Below are 21973 nucleotides of genomic sequence, written 5' to 3' on the forward strand. Positions count from 1 at the left end.
TGTCTGGCCATCTTGCACCTCAGTGTCAGGTACGATACCTAACTATAGAAGGTGTCTACTGATCATGGGTAACTCGGTAACCTAACGCCCGCAGCACAGGCCGAAACCCGCGCGGCGGATTGACGTCGCAGCCAGCGTTTTTTGCTGGCGATAAAATTAGTTTGTTATACGTTTTTAACGAATCTCTCTCTGCTGACTTAAAGACAAGCGTTTTGTTGAACTGAATACTGGTTGCCGCTTACCATCGCTTGCAAGGTACACATCAATTTCTACAGTAACGAAAGCTCTAGGTTCAATTTCCAATATACCCACTTCACCTAAGTTGGTTGAAAGCATCACCTCACCACCGAAAACAAAAAAGCTGCGGTCATGATCTTTAAAATCACCATCGACATAAAGTTTCATACCATGAAGCCAGCTATTAACCACTTTTATAGAATGGCCTTTTACTTCAAAATTCCATGCTTTTCTCATTGATTACTCCGTAATTCAAAAGGCGTATAACGCTCGCAGCACAGGCCGAAACCAGCGCAGCGGTTGAGGTCCAGGCCACGCAGTGGCCGATTGTGACTGCGCTTGTTATACATTCTTCTTTAGCTCATTAATTTTATTATTTATTGAGTCAGTCATGTCCGTAGTCCAGGTAAGCGGGTAGTAATTGAAACCATTCAAAAATAAATCCAGCGCCTCTAACACGGCAGTTTTTTCAATATATTCGTTGGAATTAGCAAATATTATTATCGAATGAATGATTACAGACATTTCATCGTCTATTGAAGACAAGGTATTTAATGCGCCTTCCTCAAAAGCTTTTTTTCGGGTAATAGCTAGAAAGTTTACAAAAGAAAGTTGTTGATCAAAAGACAACTTAGCTAAGTTAGCATAAATAAATTTTTCTTGTTCCTCTGACATTTTCGGCTCACAACTATCAGCATGCACCTGCCAAACGAAAGAAAAAAGAATTAAGAACCAAATCGACTTCACTGAACTGTCCCCTTTGTATAACGCTCGCAGCACAGGCCGAAAACCGCGCAGCGGTTGAGGTCCAGGCCACACGGTGGCCGATTGTGACTGCGCTTGTTATACGCTACCACTTTTTAAAGCCTCGCAAAGTTTTTCAGGCTCTCTAAACCAATAGAATTTAAACTCTTCATTATTGGTAAATCGAACTACAACCACTGGGATGAAGAATGTCCTTTTATGTTTGACACTTATTACATCATTCAAACTGCGCTCAAATTTATAGCCGCTAGACTCTTTTGTATAAAAGACTTTCCCGTTATCAATCGAAACCTTTTCAGATTTACGCTCTTCAATTCTATGATTTAAACCTTTAAATTTAACGGCATGCATTACAAAAGGTGAAAATAACAAAATAAAAACTAGTGGGTTAAGCTGAAATTCTTTGCTCAATATGGCAATTATGATAGCAATAACACCACTCAGTGGTATGGTCAGATAGTGGAACATTCGAAATGACTGTTCGTCGAATTTAAACTCCATAACCACCTTTACGTATAACGCAAAGCACACGGGCGGAAAAACGCGTTAGCGTTTGACGTCCCAGCAGCCACAGGCTGCACGTGATGCGCCTTGTTATGCATGATTTAACCAAATGTTGTTTGATTTGAACGCATACCTAAATGGCGGTATGAGCATTAAAAATGCAATACCGATACCCAAACCAAACAGGATAAAAGACACAAAATCTGGATTTGTTAACATATAGTCGATAGAAGCCTTGCCAGCGGGAATCCAAACATAAGCGTCGATTAAGCAAACGATGGCAAAGCCAATTTGCCAAAATAACTTCCAACCTATTGCAACTTGGTAGGCGTAGCCGTAATACGGAATTAATAGGAAAGCGCCAACAGCTAAACCAAGTAAGTCCATTGGCGCGGCGTTACCAGAAAATAGAAGCCCGACAGCATCTTTAGCAGTTATCAGAGCTAGCAGCCAAAAAATCACTTTCCAGAATGTCACTTCAATACCTCGATCATGCATAACGCCTCAATAACCGGCGCGCTTTAGCGCGTCCGGCGCCGAAGGCGCGTAGTTAATTGATTTGTTATGCATTATCGGCGCTGAGGAAAGAAGCTTCTGATATCTGCGATAGATTCAGAAAACATCATTGGCTTATATTCAAATCTTGCCAGTGCACCCGGTCCCATCATTTGCTTAAAGCGATTTTCGGTAACACCTGAAGTATCTGGGTTGTATACAACTACTTTCTTAAGTGGCTTTTCGCCGACAGTACCCAGCCCATATAGCAAACGAAAAAATGCGTCTGTTTCAGGCAAGGAGTAACCGATGATGAAAATATACTCTGCTTCTTCTAACTCTTTAGCAGTTGTACCCCAAATGGTAGCAAGAAGCTGATGATAGTCAGCTTTATTCCATGCAGGAGGCACAATCACAGGCTCTGCGTTCACTTTAACGTCCGTATGCTTTGAGTAGTATTCTTGTAGTTGACTTCCGATAGGAATTTTGCAGGAGCCGTTTTCCTCATATCCGTTGTAACTGTATTTAGAAAAATACTCTTGCAGTGTTAAGGGTTGAACAGATCCAGAATCCGAGCGAACCGCCCAGTTTAGTGAGCCATGGAGCTTTAGTAGATGAACTGGATAATGCGTGTTCACTGACGGCCCGAACCCATAAACAGGACCTAGGCCGCTACGGTGCATGGCTACATCAAGTGCAATATCATAATTAAAGGTAATGACTGCTGGATTTTTCGCAGGGTGAGCTTCTTTCTTTAAGTAAACTAACAGTTCGGAAAATTTCTCATAACTTCTAGGTGGCAGGATATGTCGACCTTTTGTTGGGAAATCTATGGTTCGTTCGAGCGTAACTACGATGAGTTCTTTTAGTGAAGCAATTGCAAGAGGTATTTCCTCCGGCTTGAATCCTGGTAATTTCTTTAATATGTTTGCGATCTCTAAAGCCGTGAATATCGACTCTATATTATTAAGGTCAAGCTGAGATTTAGAATGCACAGCTTGTAGAGATGATATTGCTCGAAATACCCGCTCGAAGTCCTCATTTTTTCCTGAGACTTCATTTGTGCTGAGCAAGCGAGATGCTGTATCCAGAAAATCGTTCATTAGAGGTGCACCGCAATCTTTTGATGCTCCAGCCCCTAAAATAAATACTACTTCACTCATGAACTTCGATTTCCTTTTGCATAACGCAAAGCACACGGGCGGAAAAACGCGTTAGCGTTTGACGTCCCAGCAGCCGCAGGCTGCGCGTGATGCGCCTTGTTATATGTATTTTGTGCTGACAACTTGAACATCAGGAAATGATGCATCCCACTCGCTCCATTTATCCATAAGGTGGGCGTGATCAAAATCACTGCCCATTTTATCCATCTCTTCGGCAGCTGAGTTTAGGAAAGATGCTATAGCCTTCAGTTTTTTTGCATCTGCAACTATGGCTATTGATTCCATCTCAATCAATCCTTCAACTTCGGTATCCTTCCGTTTATAGCCAGTAATTCTCATCGAAGCTCCAAATACATATAACGCTTTGCTAATGGGCTGCCGCAGCGTAGCGTAGGCAGTCCCGTGGAGGCCATGCTGTTTGTGGCCGGAACGAAATTTAGCAATTTGTTATACGTTTTTGCATTTGCTTTGTTCATGGCGGCCACTTGTTTTTAGGTGCACGTCTTTAACTGAAGGGTTGGCATTTGCAAGTGCTACATAAACCTCAGCAACCATAACTGGCCCCGCACAATAATCAACGTCTAACGTTACCAATGAAAACTTAAGTTGTTTCAGCTTGCTTTCCAATTCTGCTGAATTCAGCTCTTCATCCGAGGTGTTTATTGAATAGCTGGTTTCCTTTACAAAAATTGTGACTGACTCATCGGCAAGGGCTTTGCCACTGGTTATGAAAAGAAAAACTAAAACCAAAATGTAACGCATGAATCCTTCCTAAACGTATAACGCCGCAAGCAGCGGCGAGCGTTAGCGAGTCCAGCACCAAAGGTGCGATGCTGACTTGCCTTGTTAACTTTTTGCATACTCTACAACTAGATACAGCGGGAACAAAAAAATAGCAGCCAACAAGAGGTAACAACAAAGATAAAACACCGCGTAATAAACGGCATTTGTTATTTTACAAACTAGTTCCAGGCTCCGGTTGCCCAGTAGTGAAGGAAAATAACTAGAGAGCAGGTTATTTGCATCCGCATGCTCTTCAAAGAGCTTCACCAAGAAAAGCCTTAACGTTGCGATAATCATTGCCATACCAGCAAGACCAAAGGTTAAAAATAATAACCATTCAGCCATTTCAAAAGCAGTAACACCAACAAATGCAGCAAGAACAAGTAACACTGTACTTATAACCCACCAGCGATAATAGCTTGTGCCCCTATTTGTAAGGGCCTCATAGCAAAATTTAAGCGGAGCTTGAGGGTGCATCGATCTTCCGTAAAGTTAACAGCTTATTCAAAGGACCAGAACCCGCGAGTTGCGCGTTTTAGATCCCGCAAGTTCCAAATTTAGCCCCAGTCTATTTCGCTAGTAGAATGTAAATCAAGCATTTTTATCTTGTAGCAATTTATGCTCTGCAAAATACGGGCTTTAAGCCCGCAAGTTGTCGATAAAAAACTCATACCCGATTACTGTTTATTTAATCAGCTGTAATTTATCCCGATGGCACATGTTTTCCGCCCCCCTTAAACCGCCTGTGTAAAGCGCTAAAAACAAAAAAGCCAGACACAAGGTCTGGCTTTTTCAGATCAGTAAGTAAGAACTTACTTATCGTGGTGTAAACGCATATGCGGGAACAGGATAACATCGCGAATTGAAGCCGCGTCGGCCAGTAACATCACCAGACGGTCGATACCGATACCCTGACCGGCTGTTGGCGGTAAACCGTGCTCCAGCGCGGTAACAAAGTCGTCATCGTAGAACATGGCTTCATCGTCACCGGCGTCTTTTTGTGCCACCTGTTCGCGGAAGCGCTCGGCCTGATCTTCAGCGTCGTTAAGCTCGCTAAAGCCGTTACCCAGCTCGCGGCCGCCGATAAAGAATTCAAAACGGTCGGTAATGTCCGGGTTATGGTCGTTACGACGTGCCAATGGCGACACTTCGGCCGGGTACTCGGTAATAAAGGTGGGGTGGCGCAGCTTGGTTTCGACCAGCTCGTCAAACACTTCCATTAAAATACGGCCGTGGCCATAGTTGTCTTTTACTTCAATACCCAGTGTTTTGGCCAGTGCGGCGACCGACTCACGCGTGGCCAGCTGCTCTTTGGTAATCTGTGGGTTGTAGTGCAGAATCGATTCGGTAACCGACATACGCGCGAACGGTTTGCCAAAGTCGAACACTTCGCCCTGATACGGCACTTCGGTGCTGCCCAGTACATGCTGCGCTAAACCGCGGAATAACTTTTCGGTTAAATCCATCAGGTCGTTGTAATCAGCGTACGCCCAGTAGAACTCGAGCATGGTAAATTCCGGGTTGTGGCGCGTAGATACGCCCTCGTTACGGAAGTTACGGTTAAGCTCGAACACTTTTTCAAAGCCACCGACGACTAAACGCTTTAAATACAGCTCGGGTGCAATACGCAGGAACATCTGCATATCCAGTGCATTGTGGTGGGTTTCAAACGGACGCGCTGAGGCACCGCCTGGAATAGCCTGCAGCATCGGCGTTTCGACTTCCAAAAAGCCTTCTTCGTTGAAGAACTTACGAATGTAAGCCACAGTTTTACTGCGCACTAAAAAGGTGTGGCGTGACTGCTCGTTTGAGATGAGGTCTAAATAACGCTGACGGTAACGCGCTTCGTTATCGGTTAAACCGTGGAATTTATCCGGCAACGGCCGCAGGGCTTTGGTTAATAAGCGAATTTCCGTTGCCCACACCGTCAGCTCGCCAGTCTGGGTTTTAAATAAGTGGCCTTTCACACCTAAGATGTCGCCTAGGTCCCACTTTTTAAACTGGTCGTTGTACAGGCCTTCTGGCAGGCTGTCGCGCGCGACGTATACCTGGAACTTGCCGCCCATGTCTTGCAAAGTAGTGAAGCTGGCTTTACCCATAATGCGGCGCGTCATCATACGGCCGCCCAGGCTGACTTCAATTTTCTGCGCTTCTAACTCTTCTTTGCTTAAGTCGTTATACTTAGCTAAGACTTCATCAGAGATATGCTCACGGCGAAAATCGTTCGGGAACATAAAGCCGTCTTCGCGCAGTTGTGCCAGCTTATGTTTTCGCTCTGCAATCAGTTTGTTTACGTCCTGAATTTCGTCGTGTTGGTGCTGTTGGTCAGACATAGTGTGTTTCCTGATTGAAGTCGAAGTTTTAGTTAAGTCTTTACTGCTGCGCTTACAAACCGGCTTTTAAGCTGGCTTCGATAAATTTGTCCAGATCGCCGTCTAACACCGACTGGGTGTTACGGGTTTCGATACCGGTACGTAAATCTTTAATGCGCGAGTCATCCAGCACATAAGAGCGGATTTGGCTGCCCCAGCCGATATCTGACTTGGTGTCTTCCAACGCTTGTTTTTCCGCATTTTGCTTTTGCAGCTCAAACTCGTACAGTTTAGCGCGCAGTTGCTTGTAGGCATTGTCACGGTTTTTATGCTGTGAACGGTCGTTCTGACACTGCACCACAATATTGGTTGGAATATGCGTAATACGTACCGCCGAGTCCGTGCGGTTTACGTGCTGACCACCGGCGCCTGACGCACGGTAGGTGTCGATGCGTAAATCGGCCGGGTTAATTTCAATTTCGATATCGTCGTCAATTTCCGGCGAGACAAATACCGAAGCAAACGAGGTGTGACGGCGGTTACCGCTATCAAACGGGCTCTTACGCACTAAACGGTGCACGCCGGTTTCGGTACGCAGCCAGCCATAAGCATATTCACCAGTGAATTTAATGGTACAGCCTTTAATGCCAGCGACATCACCGTCGGTCACTTCATAAATTTCTGGTTTAAAGCCTTTATCTTCGCCCCAGCGCAGGTACATGCGCATTAACATGCTGGCCCAGTCCTGGGCTTCGGTACCGCCCGAGCCGGCCTGAATATCCAGGTAGCAGTCGTTCTGATCGTGCTTGCCGGAGAACATGCGGCGAAACTCGAGCAAGCTTAACTGTTTATCTAAATCGGCCAGCTCTGCTTTGGCTTCTTCAAAGGTGGCTTCATCTTCGGCCTCTACCGCCAGCTCCACCAGGCCTTCAACGTCTTCCAGGCCGCGGTCTAACTTATCGATAGTGCCAACTACCTGCTCCAATGCAGAGCGCTCTTTGCCCAGTGCCTGGGCTTTATCCGGCGTATTCCAGATGGCCGAGTCTTCCAGCTCGCGCGAAACTTCTTCTAGGCGCTCTTTTTTGCCATCATAGTCAAAGATACCCCCGAAGCACGTTCGTGCGTTCAGTTAAATCTTTAATGCTGTTGTACACCGGATTCACTTCAAACATGCTGCTAGCCGTAACCTTTGGGTTGCGATAAAAAATAGGCGGCGATTGTAACAAAATTATCGCAGGACGTGCAGCCATCTGGTGCGGATTTTTCCATCCACACCACTGACCACTATAATTAGGTGATTAACTTGCGCGCCAGAGTGTTCTGCCGCTATGCTCTGTGGCACATGCCCAAAAGAGATAATGTATGCTGCACTCCTCTGGTGCCGTGCAGAAATGTTTAGCTTTCCTGCTACTGTTTACCGCACTGCGCTGCAGCGCTGACGCGGTTATTTATTCCTGGCCAGCCACGATGCTGGACGATCCACGCGGTCATTATCCCATAGCGTTATTGCACCTGGCATTAGAAAAAGCCGGCAGCCATTATCACCCCATACCCAGCAAGCGGGATCAGGCACAATGGCGCACGTTACGCCAACTGGAAAGCGGCAATGGTATGGATGTGGTCTGGACTTTCACAAGTGTGGAACGGGAAGAGAAATTGTTGCCGGTACGGATCCCGATAGACCGCGGGTTGCTGGGCTGGCGCTTACTGTTAATTCGCCAGCAAGACAGTGAACGTTTTAAAAACATTACAACCTCTGAGCAATTGCAGGGGCTGCGTGCCGTACAGGGCCATGACTGGCCGGACTTTGCCATATTGCAGCATAACCAATTTGATGTGATACCCAGTACTTTTTATGCCGGCATGTTTGCCATGCTGCAGTTAGGCCGGGTTGATTACTTTCCCCGCTCGCTAACCGAAATACCGTCTGAACTTCATAGCAAGGCCAGTTACCGGTTAACTATCGCCGATAATTTGGTACTGCATTACCCGGCTCCACTATATTATTTTGTTCATCCCAGCCGGCCACAACTGGCACAGGCAATTGAACAGGGCCTGCGTCAAGCGATGGCTGACGGCAGTATGCAGCAATTATTTTTGCAGCATTTTGCTGATGCCATAGCACAGGCCAGACTAACTGAACGCCGCATTATCCGACTTGAAAATCCGTTTTTACATCCGGATACGCCGTTAAACAATCATAGCCTGTGGTTTAATCCGGAGCTTGGATACTAATGCCTGACAGTCAACCCACTAAAGTACTGCGCCACAGCCTGGCCACCCGTATAGTGGTAGCGATGGTGTTGGCAGTTTTGTTGCTGTCTATATTGCTGACGGCAGCCCTCAGTTACAGCGTTTATCGTCACAATATCGACGCCGCACAGCAGCAATTTACCACTATTGAGAAAAGCTATCTGCCAAGCCTGGCAGCTGGCTTGTGGGAAGTAGATAGCCATCGAATTCATACCTTGTTGGACGGCATTGCCCAACTTGAGCATGTTGGCGCTGTACGTCTTACTGATGAACTGCAACAGCAGTTCATCCGGCAACATCCACAGTTTAACCAGGCAATGGTTAGCAAACATTACCCGGTTTACTATCAGATTGACGGCGAGCAATACCCGGTTGGTACCTTGAAGGTTGATCTGATGTCCGAGGGTATTTTGCAGCATTTATGGCAACAAAGCCGCAATATTGCCATGGTGACACTGAGTGCTTTACTGCTCAGCGCCATGCTGATGTTGGTTATTTTCCGTTTTGCAGTCAGCCGCCATCTGCGCGCCATGGCTGAGTTTGCCAGCCAATTGAACCTGAACCAGTTAGAGCAACCGCTAACACTACAACGGGCTACACGTTACGACGAACTGGACCTGGTAGTTGATGCCATAAACAGACTACAGCGACGCATAAAACATGAATTAACTAAGCGCAACGAAACTGAGCAACAACTACATGACCACAAGGCTCAGCTAGAGCAACAGGTAGCACTGCGCACCATCGATTTGCAGCATAAAAACGAGCTACTACAGCAACAATCCAGCGAATTGGCCAAACAAAATGAAGAACTCGATGCTTATGCCCACACCGTGGCGCATGACTTAAAACATCCATTAACCAGCTTAATTGGCATGAGCCGCTTGCTCAATGCTTCTTTTATTGAATTATCCGCAGAGCAAAAGCAGGCAGCACTGAGCACTATCGATAGCACCTCACGCAAAATGAACGATATTATTAATGCACTGCTATTATTGGCCAGTATGCGCGAACAACAACATTTACCGCTGCAGGCACTGGATATGGCCTTGTTGGTGCAGCACGCCCAGCAGCGACTGGCCGATTTTGCCAGCCACCATAACGCCGAGATTACAACACCTAGTACTTGGCCAACCGCCATCGGCTACCCGCAATGGATCGAAGAAGTTTGGGTAAATTACTTGTCAAACGCGATTAAATACGGTGGCCGCCCGCCGCTGATTGAGCTGGGTGCCGACAAAGCGCCAGACGGTATGCTGGTATTCTGGATCCGTGATAATGGCAGCGCGCTAACCCCAGAACAACAAGCTGGCTTGTTCGGTGTGTTTCAGCGTTTCGCCCCACAAAGTGCCGATGGCCATGGTTTGGGATTGTCGATTGTTAAACGCATTATTGAGCGATTAGGCGGCGATGTCGGATACCGGACAACAGACGATGGCGGCAGCTTATTCTGGTTTAGTTTACCTCACTCCTCTGACACAACGTTGTCTGACGACAGCGGAAAATCGACATAAAAGCAAGCGCCAACACCAGGTGTCGAGCTAAAACCAATGCTACCCTGCATGGTTTCAGTGAGCTGTTTTGATAACGCCAAACCCAGACCGGTGCCGCCTTTTTGCCGGGTGTCACTGCTATCAGCCTGAGAAAAACGCTGAAAAATGGCCTGTTTGAAACTGTCGTCTATGCCTGGGCCAGTGTCAGTAACACTAATACGAACCCGCGCGGCCTGGCGCTCAATCGCCACAGTCACAACACCGGCATCGGGTGAAAACTTAATCGCATTAGACAGTAAGTTTGCCAACACCTGAGCGAAACGCAGACTATCGACATTAATTGTTAACTGCTCATTTACGCCGGCACAATTTAATACCAGCGTAATACCCCGCTCCTGGCCATAGTGGCTGTTGTCGGCCACACTTTGCTGTACCAGCGCGAGCACGGAATAAGGTTGCAACACAAATTGCATCATACCGGCGGACAACTTTTCGATATCCAGCAAGTCGTTAATCAACCGGCTTAGGCGCTGGCAGTTATTCTTGGCCAGCTGCAGCAACTGCGCAATCTGTGGCGGCAGCTCACCCAAACAACCCGATACAACCAATGCCAACGCGCCATTGATTGACGTCAGCGGTGTGCGCAGCTCATGGCTAACGGTCGAGACAAACTCACTTTTAATCCGCTCTAACTGCTGCCGCTCAGTAATATCCTGGGCCGAGCCATACATTTTGCCGGTGGCAGGGTCTAACACCGACGACCACTGTAAGGTAACGTAATGGCCATTTTTATGTTTATAGCGATTACAAAAGCCAGAGGTCACCTCTCCCTGTTGCTGCTGCGCAACCTCGCTCTCGGTATCAATAAGATCGTCTGGATGTATAAAGTCCGTAAAAGGCCGGTTGAGCAGCTCGGCTTCACTATAACCGGTAACCCGGCTAAAGGCCGAGTTCACCCGTTCAAAGTAACCATTGGTATTGGCAATACACAAAATATCGCGTGATAAGGCGAAAAATTGCTGCAGCTCACACAAGCTCTGTTGCTGCAAGGTAACATCCTGCACTGAGCCAATCAGCCTGGCTGGTTGATTGGTTGTTGGTGTTGTCCATTTGGCCACCTCATGCACCCAACGCAGGCGCCCGTCGGGTAACACTATACGGTGCACGACGTTATGCTCACCGCTGTGTTTAGCATTGTCTTCACTGCGTCGCACCAGGTCTAGATCATCCGGATGAACGCAGCGATAGAATAACGCTACGTTTGGCACATAGCGTTGCGGGTCAAGGCCAAAAATATCGTATACCATTGGCGACCACCACAAACTGCCGGTGCTGATATTAGCCTCCCAAAAACCGATGCGTGCATTGCGGCTGGCCATTTCTTGCCGCTCCAGCACCAGCTGATATTCTTGCTGTAACTTCAGATGCTGGCTAAAAGTATGCACAGTGCTTGAGACTGAGGCCATTGCCGCGGCAAAATGTTGCTCGTCTACGTTCCATTGCCGCGCTGCGCTGACTTGCTCAATGCAAATAACGCCGGTAAGCCCCAGCTCAGATTGAATGACGACATCCAACATCGAGCGCACGCCCGAGCTACGCAAATAGTTATGCTTAAACTCTGCCGTGGCCGGGTGAGTAGCAGCATCTGTCGCCGCGATAAGGGAGTATTGCGCTAAAGCACTAAAGTACGCCGGGAATTGACTGCGCTGCAGCGAGCCACCTGCAACATGACTTTTGCTGTCGTACTGATACAAATCAATACACTGCAATTCGTCAGGCTGCAGAAACAACCAAATACTCACTCTGTCAGCATACAGCGCCCGACTAATTTGTTCGGTGATAAAATGCCAGGCAACTGCCGTCTCTTTGGCAAACAACAGTGGCGAGGCCAGAATCTGTGCTTGCAACGCCAGTAATTGCTGCCCCTGCCTGCTGTTCACCATCGCTGTCCTCTTGCTGCCAAATTGTCACGTTTTAGCCCGCGCTGCCGCTACAGATAGTATTAACAATATCACTCTAAGGTGTAGCAGCCTTGTCTGGTTCAGGCAAGCAGTCTGTTACAGCGCCTGCATATGCCGCACAATCAGCTGCAAACTTTGCTTGTCGCGATATTCGTTTATATCCAGCTGATAGGCCAGTTGCACTTTTTGCACATTCACATTAGGCCAGGCTTTGTTGTCGGCATTAAACCAAATCGCATCAACCAGATTGCCATTGGGCAGCTGCAGCATCATTTTTAAGTGCCGGTCGGCCAGCATTTTCTGATTTATCAGGCTAAATTCACCGTCAAACACCGGCTCGGGAAAGGCTTGCCCCCAGGGGCCGGCGTTTTGCAACAGCTGGCTGAAGCTCAAATCGAAACACTCGGACGGCAGCTCGCCGTCGGTGTAAATCACTGCTGTTAACTGCTCGGGTGTTAAATGCTTTTTCGCCGTTAAATTAAGCGCCAGCTTAAAAGTGTCTAACCGCTCGGCACTGATGGTTAAACCGGCCGCCATGGCATGGCCGCCAAATTTTTTAATCAGGCCCGGGTACTGGGTGGAAATTTCTTCCAGTAAATCGCGGATATGCAAGCCGTTAATCGAACGGGCAGAACCTTTTAGCTCGCCCTCATCACCCTGGGCAAACACTATTGTCGGGCGATGGAACTGCTCTTTAATCCGGCCGGCTAAAATACCAATGACGCCCTGATGCCAGTCGTGGCGGTACAAGCATAAGCATTCGGGCAGTTCACTGCCGTCAAACGACAGCTGGCTTAAAAACGCCTGCGCCTCGGTTTGCATGCTCTGCTCTATGGCCCGGCGTTCAACATTTAAACTGTCGAGCTCTGCGGCATATTGCCGCGCCAAATTAATATCAGGTGCCAACAGGCAACTTATGCCCAGCGACATATCATCTAAACGGCCAGCGGCGTTTAGCCTCGGTGCCAGGGCAAAACCAAAATCACTGGCAGTCAGTTTTTGTGCATTGCGATTGGCCACATCGATTAAGGCCTGAATACCCGGCCGGCATTTGCCGCTACGGATCCGCATTAAGCCCTGGTGCACCAAAATACGGTTGTTGGCATCCAGCGGCACCACGTCAGCCACCGTGCCCAGCGCGACTAAATCCAGCAGTTCGGCTAAATTGGGCTCGGCTTGTGCTGCGGTAAAATAGCCCTGCTCACGCAGTGCGGCGCGCAGCGCCAGCAAAACATAAAACGCCACCCCCACACCGGCCAATGCTTTGCTGGGAAAGCTGCAGCCCGGTTGGTTAGGGTTTACTATCGCATCGGCCGCCGGTAATTCGCTGCCAGCTAAATGGTGGTCGGTTACCAATACCTTCACACCAGCCTTTTTCGCCAGCGCGATACCGTCAAGGGCCGAGATGCCGTTATCAACGGTAATAATGAGCTCTGCGCCCTGTGCTACCGCAAGCTCAGCCATTTCTGGTGTTAAGCCATAACCGTATTCGAAACGGTTCGGCACCAGGTATTCAACCCGTTTAAACCCCAACGCCTTTAAGCCGGTTAACAGCACCGCCGTGCTGGTGGCGCCATCAGCGTCAAAGTCACCGACAATAACCAGTTGCTGCTGCTGTTGTAGCGCTTCAAGCAATAAGGCGACGGCTTTATCGATATCTTTTAGCGCCGTGAAGGGCAATAAGCTGGCGGCACTGCGGTCAAGCTCGGCAGCGCGGCTCACCCCCCGACTGGCATAGAGCCGCTGCAGCACCGGGTGGGTTATCCCCTCTAATGAGGGTAAAACGCCGGGTAAAGCCCGGCGCTGTATAAAACGGTTAACAACAGACATAAGGGCTGATTATTCCGCCTGTAACTGTGCCAGTAAGGCTTTCGCTGGTTGGTAGCCCGGGATCAGCCGGCCACTGGGTAATACTATGGCTGGCGTGCCATTAATACCAAACGATTGGCCCAGCTCATACTGCGCTTTTACCGGGTTGCTACACATCGCTGGCTTGACCTCGTCACCGGCTTTGGCCGCATCCATTGCAGCGCGGCTGTCTTTGCTGCACCAGATATGCTGCATTTGCAGATAGGTTTCAGAGCCCATACCACCGCGTGGGAATGCCAGATAACGCACAGTGATGCCAGCGTTATTGTAGTCTTTCATTTCGTTATGCAGCTTGCGGCAATAACCACAGGTTGGGTCGGTAAACACATTAATCACGTACTGCTCGTTTTTGGCTTTGTATTCAATAACACCGGCTTTATTGGCTTCGATAGTTTTTTGAATGTAAGGCCGCATTTGCTCGTCGTTTACCAGCACTTTGTTGGTTAAGTCGTAAATATTACCTTCAATAAAATAGCGGCCATCGCTGGAGGTAAAAAACAAACCACGGTTAGTAAATACCTGCAATAAGCCATCCAGCGGCGCTTCAGACACCGCTTTTACCGTTAAATTTAGCTGGCTAAATTGCTGGCGCACCTGCTCGTAATCGGCCTCCGGCGCTTTTAACTGGGCACTGGCACTGGCGATAAAACCCAGACTGCATAACGCTAATACGTACTTTTTCATAACATTTCCTGTAACAGCGCCTAGGGGCGCGGGTGATGTTGCCGGTGTAAGCTTTGCAACCTGGCTTTGGCAACATGAGTATAAATTTGTGTTGTCGATAAATCGCTGTGTCCCAACAACATTTGCACTACGCGTAAATCGGCACCGTGATTCAGTAAATGCGTGGCAAAGGCATGGCGCAGCGTGTGTGGCGACAGCGGCGCCTGAATGTGCGCTACTTTGGCATAAAACTTAATGCGGTGCCAGAAGGTTTGCCGCGTCATTTGCTGCAACCGGCTACTGGGAAACACCACATCCTGTTGCTGGGCGCCAAGCAGCAACGCGCGCGCTTCACGCAGGTAACGCAACAGCCAATGCGCCGCTTCCTCACCCATCGGTACCAGTCGCTCTTTTTGCCCCTTACCTACTACCCTTACCAGACCGTGCTGCAGGTTAATTTGTTGCATGCTTAAACTCACTAATTCGGTCACCCTAAGGCCACTGGCATACAACAGCTCCAGCATAGCTTTATCGCGAAACTGAATAGGGTCACTGATATCAGGGGCATTAAGCAGCGCCTCAACGTCCTGCTCGGACAAGGTCTTGGGCAGGCTTTGGCCCAATTTGGGGTTTTGCACACTGGCCAGTGGGTTGTTCGCAATAGCCCCCTGCTGATGCAAATAGCCGTAAAAGCGGCGCAGGCTGCTTAGCGCACGCGAAGTACTGCGCGGGTTAAAGCCGTTGTCGGTGCGCGTGGCCAAATAGTGGTTCAGCAGCTCACTGTCGCAGCTGACTAAACTGTGCTGCTGCCGGGCTAAAAACAGCGCAAACTTGGTTAAATCTGTGCCATAGGCACTTAGCGTGTGCTCACTGACACCGTTGTCCAGCCATAGCTGATCTAAAAACGTGCGGATGAGTGTTTGCTCGCTATCTGCCAGCATGTTCTGCTTTGTCACTACAACCATAAGCCATCCTGATAAATCTGCCGTTATGGTAACGCAGCGCCACACTTTGGCAAAGCCGGCATTTTGCCGCTGCGGCAGTTCTGCTACACTGTGTGCCCTTTTGATTGTCCAGACATTGTTGTGAGCACAGCATGAAAATCGGTTTATTTTATGGCTCGACCACCTGCTATACCGAAATAGTGGCTGAAAAAATACAGGCCCTGATTGGTGCAGACACGGTAGAGCTTAATAACATTAAGCAGGTGCCGCTGAGCAAAATGGCCAACTATGACGTGCTTATTTTAGGCTTATCGACCTGGGATTTTGGTGAAATACAAGAAGATTGGGAAGCACGCTGGGACGACATTAGCGGCGTAAACTTGCAGGGCAAAATTATTGCCATTTATGGCATGGGTGACCAGATTGGCTATGCCGAGTGGTTTATCGATGCCGTGGGCATGCTGCACGACACCATAGCACCGCAACAGCCAGTCCGAATTGGCTTTTGGCCGACAGAGGGTTATGACTTTATCGCCTCTAAAGCCGTAACCGAAGATGGCAAACATTTTGTTGGCCTGGCGCTGGACGATGAAAACCAGTACGAGCAAACCGACGAGAGGTTAAATGCCTGGGTAAGCCAAATTCTTACCGAGATAGCTGAGCGGCTGTAATTTAGCAATCGTCAATATAATTTACATAAGCTTGCTCAGGCACTTAGGTTAATTTTGTTAACATGCTGAGTTTGTTAACAAATGCGCTGACGGCACATTTAGTGCATAACAAACTAGCAGAAAATCAACCTAAGGAGTTTGGTATGCGTTTTATCACATGGATGCTTGTTGTTGTATGCGCATTGTTACTGCATGTGCCGGCGCAGGCCACTGTTATTCAAGATTGTTATGACAACGGTGCAACAAATTTAGCTGGCAACACCGGTCAGGCCTGGGTTAGCTCGTCTAAACAATATGGTGCTAACGAAACCAGTTTTGTCAATGAAAACACCAATACCCGCTATGCCGCAGGCTGCCTCGGTGGCTATTCGGGTAATGATATGCCACTACCAACCCTGAATCTTGGGTATCGAGGGGATGGTCTCTTTAACGGCCAGCCGCAATCTGGCGGTAAAAGCGACCCGGCGCTCACCTCCGGCTTAAACGAGTGGTGGATAGATGGTGCTTTCAAACCCGAGTTACAGGCACTGGCTGATGAAAATCTTGCCGTAGATCCTGGTTGGATTTATTTGGGTAAGTTTGAAGAAAATAAACAAACATCCACCTGGGAAAAAGACTTTGGTAAATTAGGTGGCGTGATTGATTTTGGCCTGCTGTTAGACTTTGGTCTTCGCTGTGATACCGATGGCTCTGGTGATAGTGGCGATGCAAATTGCAACAGCACCAACGGCAACTGGTACTTGACACCTTTCTTTGACGTTCCCGAGTTAGTGGCCCCGCTGCTGGGCGATAATTTCTTTACCCAGTTTGCGATGGTATTTAAGGCCGGTACAAACTTTATTACTTACAACTTCACACTCCAAAGTATGGAAATTGATAGCGCCACCGTTGGTACAGGCTTAAGACCCTATGTATTTGAGGGGGGCTTTAACTTTGGCCAAACTCTGATGACTAATGGCGGGCAAAACGCTGGCTTATCCCATTTTTCGCTTTATGCATTGGACCCCACTGGCAATAGCACCACCGTTAGCGAACCTTCAGCGTTGTTTATACTGGGTTTGATATTGGTTATGGTGTCAGTGCGCCGGCGGCTGTTTTAAGTGTTCCCGACTGACATGGCCGCCGAAGATAGGCGGCTATGTCAGAACTTCAGATAAAAATCTTTAAGCAGTGTGCGGTACAGGTCACTATAGTTGCCGTCTTCCTGATGAATAATCAGCTGAGACAACTGCGCCTGACAAGGCGTGCGACCTAAACTTAACAGCAAACGCTGCACCGGCTTGTCAGCTTTGCTTTTTACCTCGCAGCGCTGTGCCAGATACCAGCCTTGGTCTGTCGCCAATCTGAGCAGTAGCTCACCTTCGCTAAACGGTAACACCAGGCTGAATCCCCCCTCCTCGTCTAGCAATTCAACCGCTTTTTGCAGCAGTTTGGGCAGGGGCAAACTGCTGGTATGACGGGCCTGGCTGCGCCTGGCATCCTTTGATAGCAGTGATTGCTGAAAAAACGGCGGGTTAGATACAATTAAGCGGTAACGTTTGCCCGGCTGATAGGTTAGAATATCGCCCTTTATCAGCTGCACCGCATGCGGCCATGGGCTGGCAGCCACGTTGGCAGTTGCCTGGCAAGCGGCAGCATGGTCCAGCTCTATCGCATCAATCGGGTTTAGCCCCTGGCTGCGCTGTGCCAGCATCAGGCTGACTAAGCCCGAGCCGGCACCAATATCCAGCATAGCGCTGCCCGGTGCAGGCAGCGGTGCAAAGGCGCCCAGCAGTAAACCATCAGTGCCCACTTTCATCGCGCACTGATCATGGGCAACATAGAATTTTTTACATTGAAAACCGGCTGACATCATTACCTCCGCCGCCAGTTTACGGCGAAGCGGGCCGGGTGTCACCGTACAGGCAATCAGGCTGAGGACACCATGACAACATTCGCAGATTTTCAACTGGACGATGACATTAACCGCGCCATTAGTTTACGCGGTTATGACAAACCCACTTTGATCCAGGAAATGGCGATCCCGCTGGCGCTGGACGGTAAAGACATTCTGGCCAGTGCGCCTACCGGTACCGGTAAAACCCTAGCTTTTGTGCTGCCGGCTATTCAGTACTTACTCGATTTTGGCCGCAAAGACCCAGGCTTTGCCCGCGTATTGGTTATGACGCCAACGCGCGAGCTGGCGTATCAGGTGTATGACGAGTTTAAACACTTTACCCAGTTTACCAGCCTGAATGTCGGCGTGATTACCGGCGGCATTAACTACGGCAGTCACAAAGACACGCTGGAGAAAAACAACGATATTTTAGTTGCCACGCCGGGCCGCTTAACCGAATACCTGGACGAAGAAAGCTTTCAGGCCGATGAGGTAGAAGTGCTTGTTCTGGATGAAGCCGACCGTATGCTGGACATGGGCTTTATTGGCGAGATGAACCGCATAGTGCTGGAAGCGCGCCGTCGCCGCCAAACCTTCTTATTTTCCGCCACCTTAGAGGGCAATAACCTGGAACGGTTTGCCGGCCATGCGTTAAAAGAGCCTGAGCGGTTAGAAGCCATACCGTCACGCAAAGAAAAAGCCAAAATTCTGCAGTGGGTACACCTGGCCGATGATGCCCAGCATAAACTGGCGCTGCTTATTCATCTGTTAAAGCAAGACGATGTCAGCAAAGCCATAGTGTTTGTGAAAACTCGTGAACGCCTGGCCAGTTTAACCGGCCAGCTGGAAACAGCCGGCCTGCGCTGTGGCTGGTTACAGGGCGAAATGCCACAGGATAAACGCATGCAGGCGGTAGAGCGTTTTAGCAGCGGCAGGGTGAATATTTTACTGGCTACCGATGTGGCGGCACGCGGTTTAGATATTGATGATATTAGCCATGTGATTAACTTTGATATGCCGCGCAGTGCCGATGTATATGTACACCGGATTGGCCGCACCGGCCGCGCCGGTAAAAAAGGCACGGCTATATCGCTGGTCGAAGCACACGATATGGCGATACTGGCCAAAGTAGAGCGCTATACCGAACAAAAGCTGAAACGGCGCGTGGTAGATAGCCTACGGCCAAAAAATAAAGAAGCCAAAGTGCCGGTGAAAAAGAAAAAACCGGGCAAAGTAGCGGCAAAAAAAGCCGGCAGTAAAAAGCCCGCCAAGAAAGCCGCGGGTTAATCAAAGCTTTGCCATCGCCGTCTATCGATAGTTGACGGCATTTTCACTTAGGGCGCTTGGAATTTTTTAGTAACAATGCTATTGGTAGTGTGAATAATTTATTTATTGCAATAACCGGAGCGCCCGATGGATAAACGCCAATTTATTAAAACCTGTGCCCTTACCGCTGCTATGTTGCCGCTGGCAGGCTGCAGTTCAGTGCTGGCCGCTGCGCCGGTAAGCGGGACGCGCTTGCTGCCGCAGGCACTGAATAAAGGCGATACCGTAGCCCTGGTTAGCCCGTCTAAAGCCACTGACGAAGCACTGGATCTGCAGATAGCGCAGGAAGTGATGCAGGCACTGGGCTTTAAAGTAAAAACCGGCAAACACTTAGCAGCCCGCCGCGGCCATTTAGCCGGCACAGACGCCGAGCGCGCCAGCGACATTAACGCCATGTTTGCCGACAAGGACGTAAAAGCCATTATTTGTCTGCGCGGCGGCTCGGGCGCCGCCCGCTTGCTGCCACTGCTAGACTACGATTTGATCAGGAAAAACCCGAAAGTGTTGCTGGGTTACTCTGACATTACTGCCTTACATAACGCCATTCATGCGCAAACCGGTTTAGTCACCTTTCATGGCCCTAATGGTACCGGCAGCTGGAACAGCTTTAACGCCGATCAGTTTCAGCGGCTGTTTTTCGACCGTGAGCTGATGCAGTATCAAAATGTACTGGACGCTAAAGATGAACTGGTACCACGGCAAAACCGCACCATCACCATTAATGGCGGCAAGGTGCAGGGCGAGTTGATTGGCGGCAATTTAACGGTATTAACAGCGCTGGCTGGTTCACCTTATTTGCCCGACTTTAGCGGTAAAATATTATTTTTAGAAGATGTGGAAGAAGCGCCGTACCGGGTCGACCGTATGCTAAGCACGTTAAAGTTGATGGGCGCGCTGGATAAAATTGCCGGTTTTATCTTTGGTGAATGCACTGCCTGTCGCCCCAGTGGCGGCTATGGCTGGCTGACGATGGATCAGATCTTTGATGACCATATAAAACCGCTGAACATTCCGGCCTATCGCGGCGCCATGATTGGCCATATTAAACAGCAGTTTATTGTGCCGGTAGGTGGCCGGGTACAGCTGGACGCCGATGCCGGCAGCTTCCGTTTATTAGATAGCGTATTTCAGAGTTAACAAACAGCACTGTCAGAGCTGCGCAGGTGGGCGTCCCGATGCGCAGCCACAGAGTGTCTGAGCAAGCCAGGGATGGCTTGCGAGTTGCTGTGGCGAGCACAGCGGGATTGCCCAATGAAGCAGCGAAACCAGCTTAGCGCTGTGCGCAGCGTCAGCTCAGAGACTATCTCTCCCAGTAAGCCTCTTCCAGGCTATCTTCGCGCTCAGGCAAGCCTTTGGACAGACGCGGTGCGTTCTGCACCAGAATTTCATAACTGACCCGGTTAGCGTATTTACAAATTTGCGCAAAGGACGAATAGGCCAAATAAGGCTGCTCGTGCTTGCCCGATAACGGCTGCACCTGCTTATGGTAATGATTCGCTGCCATATCATGCAAAATAGCTGATAAGGCCCCATCACCGGCACCATTGGTGTTCATAATGCGCTCAGGGCCACCTAAATAAGGGTCAATGTGCGAGTACACTTTTAGTGGTTTGTCGCAATGCGCCCGCAGCATGGGCCGGCTAAACTCGTACTGGTTAAAATCGGCCAGACTGGCTGACTTAATTGGGTTACTGCTTTCGCGCTTTACACTGTCATCGGTGTGGCCGCACAAATATAAGCCATCCGGCCCGGCAGTGATCAGCACCATGTCGGTGTGCTCAAGGATCGCCTCGGCGGCTTTTAGCGGATCGGCAAAGCCGGTCAGCGCCTGGGCTTCCAGCTCGTTCATCGCCAGTACGTTAACGTAATCGTGAATGGTACGCAAAATTTGCTCACGGTTTTCCTCTACCAGATGGCGGGTGCCCAGGCTCATGACGACCGGCACCTGATGCGTTTTGGCATCGCTAAGCGCTTTTAACATCGCCTGCTGAATAGGCTGGCCAACCGCCCGAAGCGGATAAGCACTAACAACAAAAGCAGCTGCACCGGCAATAATATCGGTGGGAATATACTCCGGGCTAAGTTGGTCCATATCACTGGGGTCAATCACAAAGGTGCGCTCACCATCAGGGGTAATCATGGTAATGCCACGGCCTATGTCGCCGGCGACCCCCTGCAGGTGGTTCATGTCTACTTTAGAGCTGGTATGACAGACATAATGATAGGCCGGTGAGCCAAGCGCAATATTGGCTGACATGACCCCCAGCAGCACCGATTTATCGTCGGCCAGCACAGAATAATTGTGAATAGTATTGCCGATGGTACCGCCGGCAAAATGATCGGAGATGGCGTTATGTGCCACCAGCTCCTGATAAATCTGGTTAGCCTTACCGTGCTCAACCAGATTCGATAAGCCTTTGCCGATGGCGTATTTTTGCAGAAATTCATCACTGACGCTGGCCACCACATCAACAATAGTTTGATCCAGGCCAACGATATAGGTATCCAGTTTCGGCCTCACCTCGAAGCTGGGGAGCTGAGGCTTAGGCTGAGACACCGGAAAGTAGTGTTTAATTTTACGCAGGCCGGGAAATTTCATCTGGTATACCGCTGTTAGGCTAGGCAAGCAAAGCGCGTATTGTAACAAAAAATCCGCCG

Annotated in this window: 22 protein-coding genes; 6 read left to right on the plus strand and 16 right to left on the minus strand. The window is 49.2% G+C overall.

Annotation, left to right across the window (positions count from 1 at the left end):
• Positions 1–174 precede the first annotated feature (174 nt).
• From ABGI61_RS02990 to prfB, 10 genes are all read right to left on the minus strand, one after another.
• Positions 175–474: a hypothetical protein gene (locus ABGI61_RS02990; protein ID WP_347596673.1), complete on the minus strand. Its 300-nt coding sequence runs from the start codon at positions 472–474 to the stop codon at positions 175–177.
• A gap of 105 nt (positions 475–579) precedes the next feature.
• The gene (locus ABGI61_RS02995) at positions 580–984 is read right to left on the minus strand and encodes a hypothetical protein (RefSeq protein WP_347596676.1); all 405 of its coding nucleotides are present in this window, start codon (positions 982–984) and stop codon (positions 580–582) included.
• Positions 985–1080: 96 nt separating this feature from the next.
• On the minus strand, positions 1081–1503 hold the full coding sequence (locus ABGI61_RS03000) for a hypothetical protein (RefSeq protein ID WP_347596679.1): 423 nt from the start codon (positions 1501–1503) through the stop codon (positions 1081–1083).
• A gap of 93 nt (positions 1504–1596) precedes the next feature.
• Positions 1597–2004: a hypothetical protein gene (locus tag ABGI61_RS03005; RefSeq protein WP_347596682.1), complete on the minus strand. Its 408-nt coding sequence runs from the start codon at positions 2002–2004 to the stop codon at positions 1597–1599.
• Positions 2005–2075: 71 nt separating this feature from the next.
• On the minus strand, positions 2076–3164 hold the full coding sequence (locus ABGI61_RS03010; RefSeq protein ID WP_347596685.1) for an SIR2 family protein: 1089 nt from the start codon (positions 3162–3164) through the stop codon (positions 2076–2078).
• A gap of 99 nt (positions 3165–3263) precedes the next feature.
• A complete protein-coding gene (locus ABGI61_RS03015) occupies positions 3264–3503 on the minus strand; it encodes an Imm32 family immunity protein (protein WP_347596688.1) in 240 nt (79 codons plus the stop codon).
• Between the two features lie 108 nt (positions 3504–3611).
• Positions 3612–3926, minus strand: a complete 315-nt coding sequence (locus tag ABGI61_RS03020; protein WP_347596691.1) for a hypothetical protein — start codon at positions 3924–3926, stop codon at positions 3612–3614.
• A gap of 84 nt (positions 3927–4010) precedes the next feature.
• Positions 4011–4424, minus strand: a complete 414-nt coding sequence (locus tag ABGI61_RS03025; RefSeq protein ID WP_347596694.1) for a hypothetical protein — start codon at positions 4422–4424, stop codon at positions 4011–4013.
• 335 nt (positions 4425–4759) lie between these two features.
• Positions 4760–6280, minus strand: a complete 1521-nt coding sequence (gene lysS, locus ABGI61_RS03030; protein WP_347596697.1) for a lysine--tRNA ligase — start codon at positions 6278–6280, stop codon at positions 4760–4762.
• A 52-nt stretch (positions 6281–6332) separates the two neighbouring features.
• A protein-coding gene (gene prfB / locus ABGI61_RS03035; protein WP_347596700.1) for a peptide chain release factor 2 occupies positions 6333–7431 on the minus strand; the annotation gives its coding sequence in 2 pieces (ribosomal slippage) (positions 6333–7355 and positions 7357–7431; 1098 coding nt in all).
• A 190-nt stretch (positions 7432–7621) separates the two neighbouring features.
• On the opposite strand from prfB, the gene ABGI61_RS03040 reads away from it, so the two are divergent.
• Positions 7622–8494, plus strand: coding sequence for a substrate-binding periplasmic protein (locus tag ABGI61_RS03040; RefSeq protein WP_347596703.1), 873 nt, complete (start codon positions 7622–7624; stop codon positions 8492–8494).
• Positions 8494–10026, plus strand: a complete 1533-nt coding sequence (locus ABGI61_RS03045) for a sensor histidine kinase (protein ID WP_347596706.1) — start codon at positions 8494–8496, stop codon at positions 10024–10026. Before ABGI61_RS03040 ends, ABGI61_RS03045 begins: the two co-directional genes overlap by 1 nt.
• Here ABGI61_RS03045 and ABGI61_RS03050 read toward each other — a convergent pair.
• The 4 genes from ABGI61_RS03050 to xerD all read right to left on the minus strand — a co-directional run bounded on the left by ABGI61_RS03050 (position 9978) and on the right by xerD (position 15463).
• Positions 9978–11948 (minus strand): ATP-binding protein, encoded by a 1971-nt coding sequence (locus tag ABGI61_RS03050; protein WP_347596709.1) that lies wholly within the window; start codon positions 11946–11948, stop codon positions 9978–9980. The two genes, ABGI61_RS03045 and ABGI61_RS03050, sit on opposite strands and share 49 nt — an antisense overlap.
• A 114-nt stretch (positions 11949–12062) precedes the next feature.
• Positions 12063–13796 (minus strand): single-stranded-DNA-specific exonuclease RecJ, encoded by a 1734-nt coding sequence (gene recJ / locus ABGI61_RS03055; RefSeq protein ID WP_347596712.1) that lies wholly within the window; start codon positions 13794–13796, stop codon positions 12063–12065.
• Between the two features lie 9 nt (positions 13797–13805).
• Positions 13806–14519, minus strand: a complete 714-nt coding sequence (gene dsbC, locus ABGI61_RS03060; protein ID WP_347596715.1) for a bifunctional protein-disulfide isomerase/oxidoreductase DsbC — start codon at positions 14517–14519, stop codon at positions 13806–13808.
• A 20-nt stretch (positions 14520–14539) separates the two neighbouring features.
• Positions 14540–15463, minus strand: a complete 924-nt coding sequence (xerD, locus tag ABGI61_RS03065) for a site-specific tyrosine recombinase XerD (RefSeq protein WP_440590622.1) — start codon at positions 15461–15463, stop codon at positions 14540–14542.
• Between the two features lie 131 nt (positions 15464–15594).
• On the opposite strand from xerD, the gene fldB reads away from it, so the two are divergent.
• Together fldB and ABGI61_RS03075 are read left to right on the plus strand one after the other, a co-directional pair.
• A complete protein-coding gene (gene fldB / locus ABGI61_RS03070) occupies positions 15595–16113 on the plus strand; it encodes a flavodoxin FldB (RefSeq protein ID WP_347596718.1) in 519 nt (172 codons plus the stop codon).
• Positions 16114–16256: 143 nt separating this feature from the next.
• Positions 16257–17213 (plus strand): hypothetical protein, encoded by a 957-nt coding sequence (locus tag ABGI61_RS03075; protein ID WP_347596721.1) that lies wholly within the window; start codon positions 16257–16259, stop codon positions 17211–17213.
• Between the two features lie 41 nt (positions 17214–17254).
• Here the strand turns inward: ABGI61_RS03075 and ABGI61_RS03080 are convergent, their stop codons facing one another.
• Entirely contained in the window at positions 17255–17968 is a 714-nt protein-coding gene (locus ABGI61_RS03080; RefSeq protein WP_347596724.1) for a tRNA1(Val) (adenine(37)-N6)-methyltransferase, read from the minus strand.
• A gap of 69 nt (positions 17969–18037) precedes the next feature.
• On the opposite strand from ABGI61_RS03080, the gene srmB reads away from it, so the two are divergent.
• Entirely contained in the window at positions 18038–19276 is a 1239-nt protein-coding gene (gene srmB / locus ABGI61_RS03085; RefSeq protein WP_347596727.1) for an ATP-dependent RNA helicase SrmB, read from the plus strand.
• 126 nt (positions 19277–19402) lie between these two features.
• Positions 19403–20452, plus strand: a complete 1050-nt coding sequence (locus ABGI61_RS03090; RefSeq protein ID WP_347596730.1) for a S66 peptidase family protein — start codon at positions 19403–19405, stop codon at positions 20450–20452.
• A gap of 163 nt (positions 20453–20615) precedes the next feature.
• Here ABGI61_RS03090 and ABGI61_RS03095 read toward each other — a convergent pair whose 3' ends face one another.
• A complete protein-coding gene (locus tag ABGI61_RS03095; protein WP_347596733.1) occupies positions 20616–21914 on the minus strand; it encodes an inosine/guanosine kinase in 1299 nt (432 codons plus the stop codon).
• Positions 21915–21973 lie beyond the last annotated feature (59 nt).

The organism is Rheinheimera fenheensis, from assembly GCF_039871805.1.
Classification (GTDB): domain Bacteria; phylum Pseudomonadota; class Gammaproteobacteria; order Enterobacterales; family Alteromonadaceae; genus Alishewanella; species Alishewanella fenheensis.

Coding starts and splice junctions, on each gene's coding strand:
- ABGI61_RS02990 (WP_347596673.1), bottom strand. CDS start 474: ATGAGAAAAGCATGGAATTTTGAAGTAAAAGGCCATTCTATAAAAGTG.
- ABGI61_RS03000 (WP_347596679.1), bottom strand. CDS start 1,503: ATGGAGTTTAAATTCGACGAACAGTCATTTCGAATGTTCCACTATCTG.
- ABGI61_RS03005 (WP_347596682.1), bottom strand. CDS start 2,004: ATGCATGATCGAGGTATTGAAGTGACATTCTGGAAAGTGATTTTTTGG.
- ABGI61_RS03010 (WP_347596685.1), bottom strand. CDS start 3,164: ATGAGTGAAGTAGTATTTATTTTAGGGGCTGGAGCATCAAAAGATTGC.
- ABGI61_RS03015 (WP_347596688.1), bottom strand. CDS start 3,503: ATGAGAATTACTGGCTATAAACGGAAGGATACCGAAGTTGAAGGATTG.
- ABGI61_RS03020 (WP_347596691.1), bottom strand. CDS start 3,926: ATGCGTTACATTTTGGTTTTAGTTTTTCTTTTCATAACCAGTGGCAAA.
- ABGI61_RS03025 (WP_347596694.1), bottom strand. CDS start 4,424: ATGCACCCTCAAGCTCCGCTTAAATTTTGCTATGAGGCCCTTACAAAT.
- lysS (WP_347596697.1), bottom strand. CDS start 6,280: ATGTCTGACCAACAGCACCAACACGACGAAATTCAGGACGTAAACAAA.
- ABGI61_RS03040 (WP_347596703.1), top strand. CDS start 7,622: ATGCTGCACTCCTCTGGTGCCGTGCAGAAATGTTTAGCTTTCCTGCTA.
- ABGI61_RS03045 (WP_347596706.1), top strand. CDS start 8,494: ATGCCTGACAGTCAACCCACTAAAGTACTGCGCCACAGCCTGGCCACC.
- ABGI61_RS03050 (WP_347596709.1), bottom strand. CDS start 11,948: ATGGTGAACAGCAGGCAGGGGCAGCAATTACTGGCGTTGCAAGCACAG.
- recJ (WP_347596712.1), bottom strand. CDS start 13,796: ATGTCTGTTGTTAACCGTTTTATACAGCGCCGGGCTTTACCCGGCGTT.
- dsbC (WP_347596715.1), bottom strand. CDS start 14,519: ATGAAAAAGTACGTATTAGCGTTATGCAGTCTGGGTTTTATCGCCAGT.
- xerD (WP_440590622.1), bottom strand. CDS start 15,463: ATGGTTGTAGTGACAAAGCAGAACATGCTGGCAGATAGCGAGCAAACA.
- fldB (WP_347596718.1), top strand. CDS start 15,595: ATGAAAATCGGTTTATTTTATGGCTCGACCACCTGCTATACCGAAATA.
- ABGI61_RS03075 (WP_347596721.1), top strand. CDS start 16,257: ATGCGTTTTATCACATGGATGCTTGTTGTTGTATGCGCATTGTTACTG.
- ABGI61_RS03080 (WP_347596724.1), bottom strand. CDS start 17,968: ATGATGTCAGCCGGTTTTCAATGTAAAAAATTCTATGTTGCCCATGAT.
- srmB (WP_347596727.1), top strand. CDS start 18,038: ATGACAACATTCGCAGATTTTCAACTGGACGATGACATTAACCGCGCC.
- ABGI61_RS03090 (WP_347596730.1), top strand. CDS start 19,403: ATGGATAAACGCCAATTTATTAAAACCTGTGCCCTTACCGCTGCTATG.
- ABGI61_RS03095 (WP_347596733.1), bottom strand. CDS start 21,914: ATGAAATTTCCCGGCCTGCGTAAAATTAAACACTACTTTCCGGTGTCT.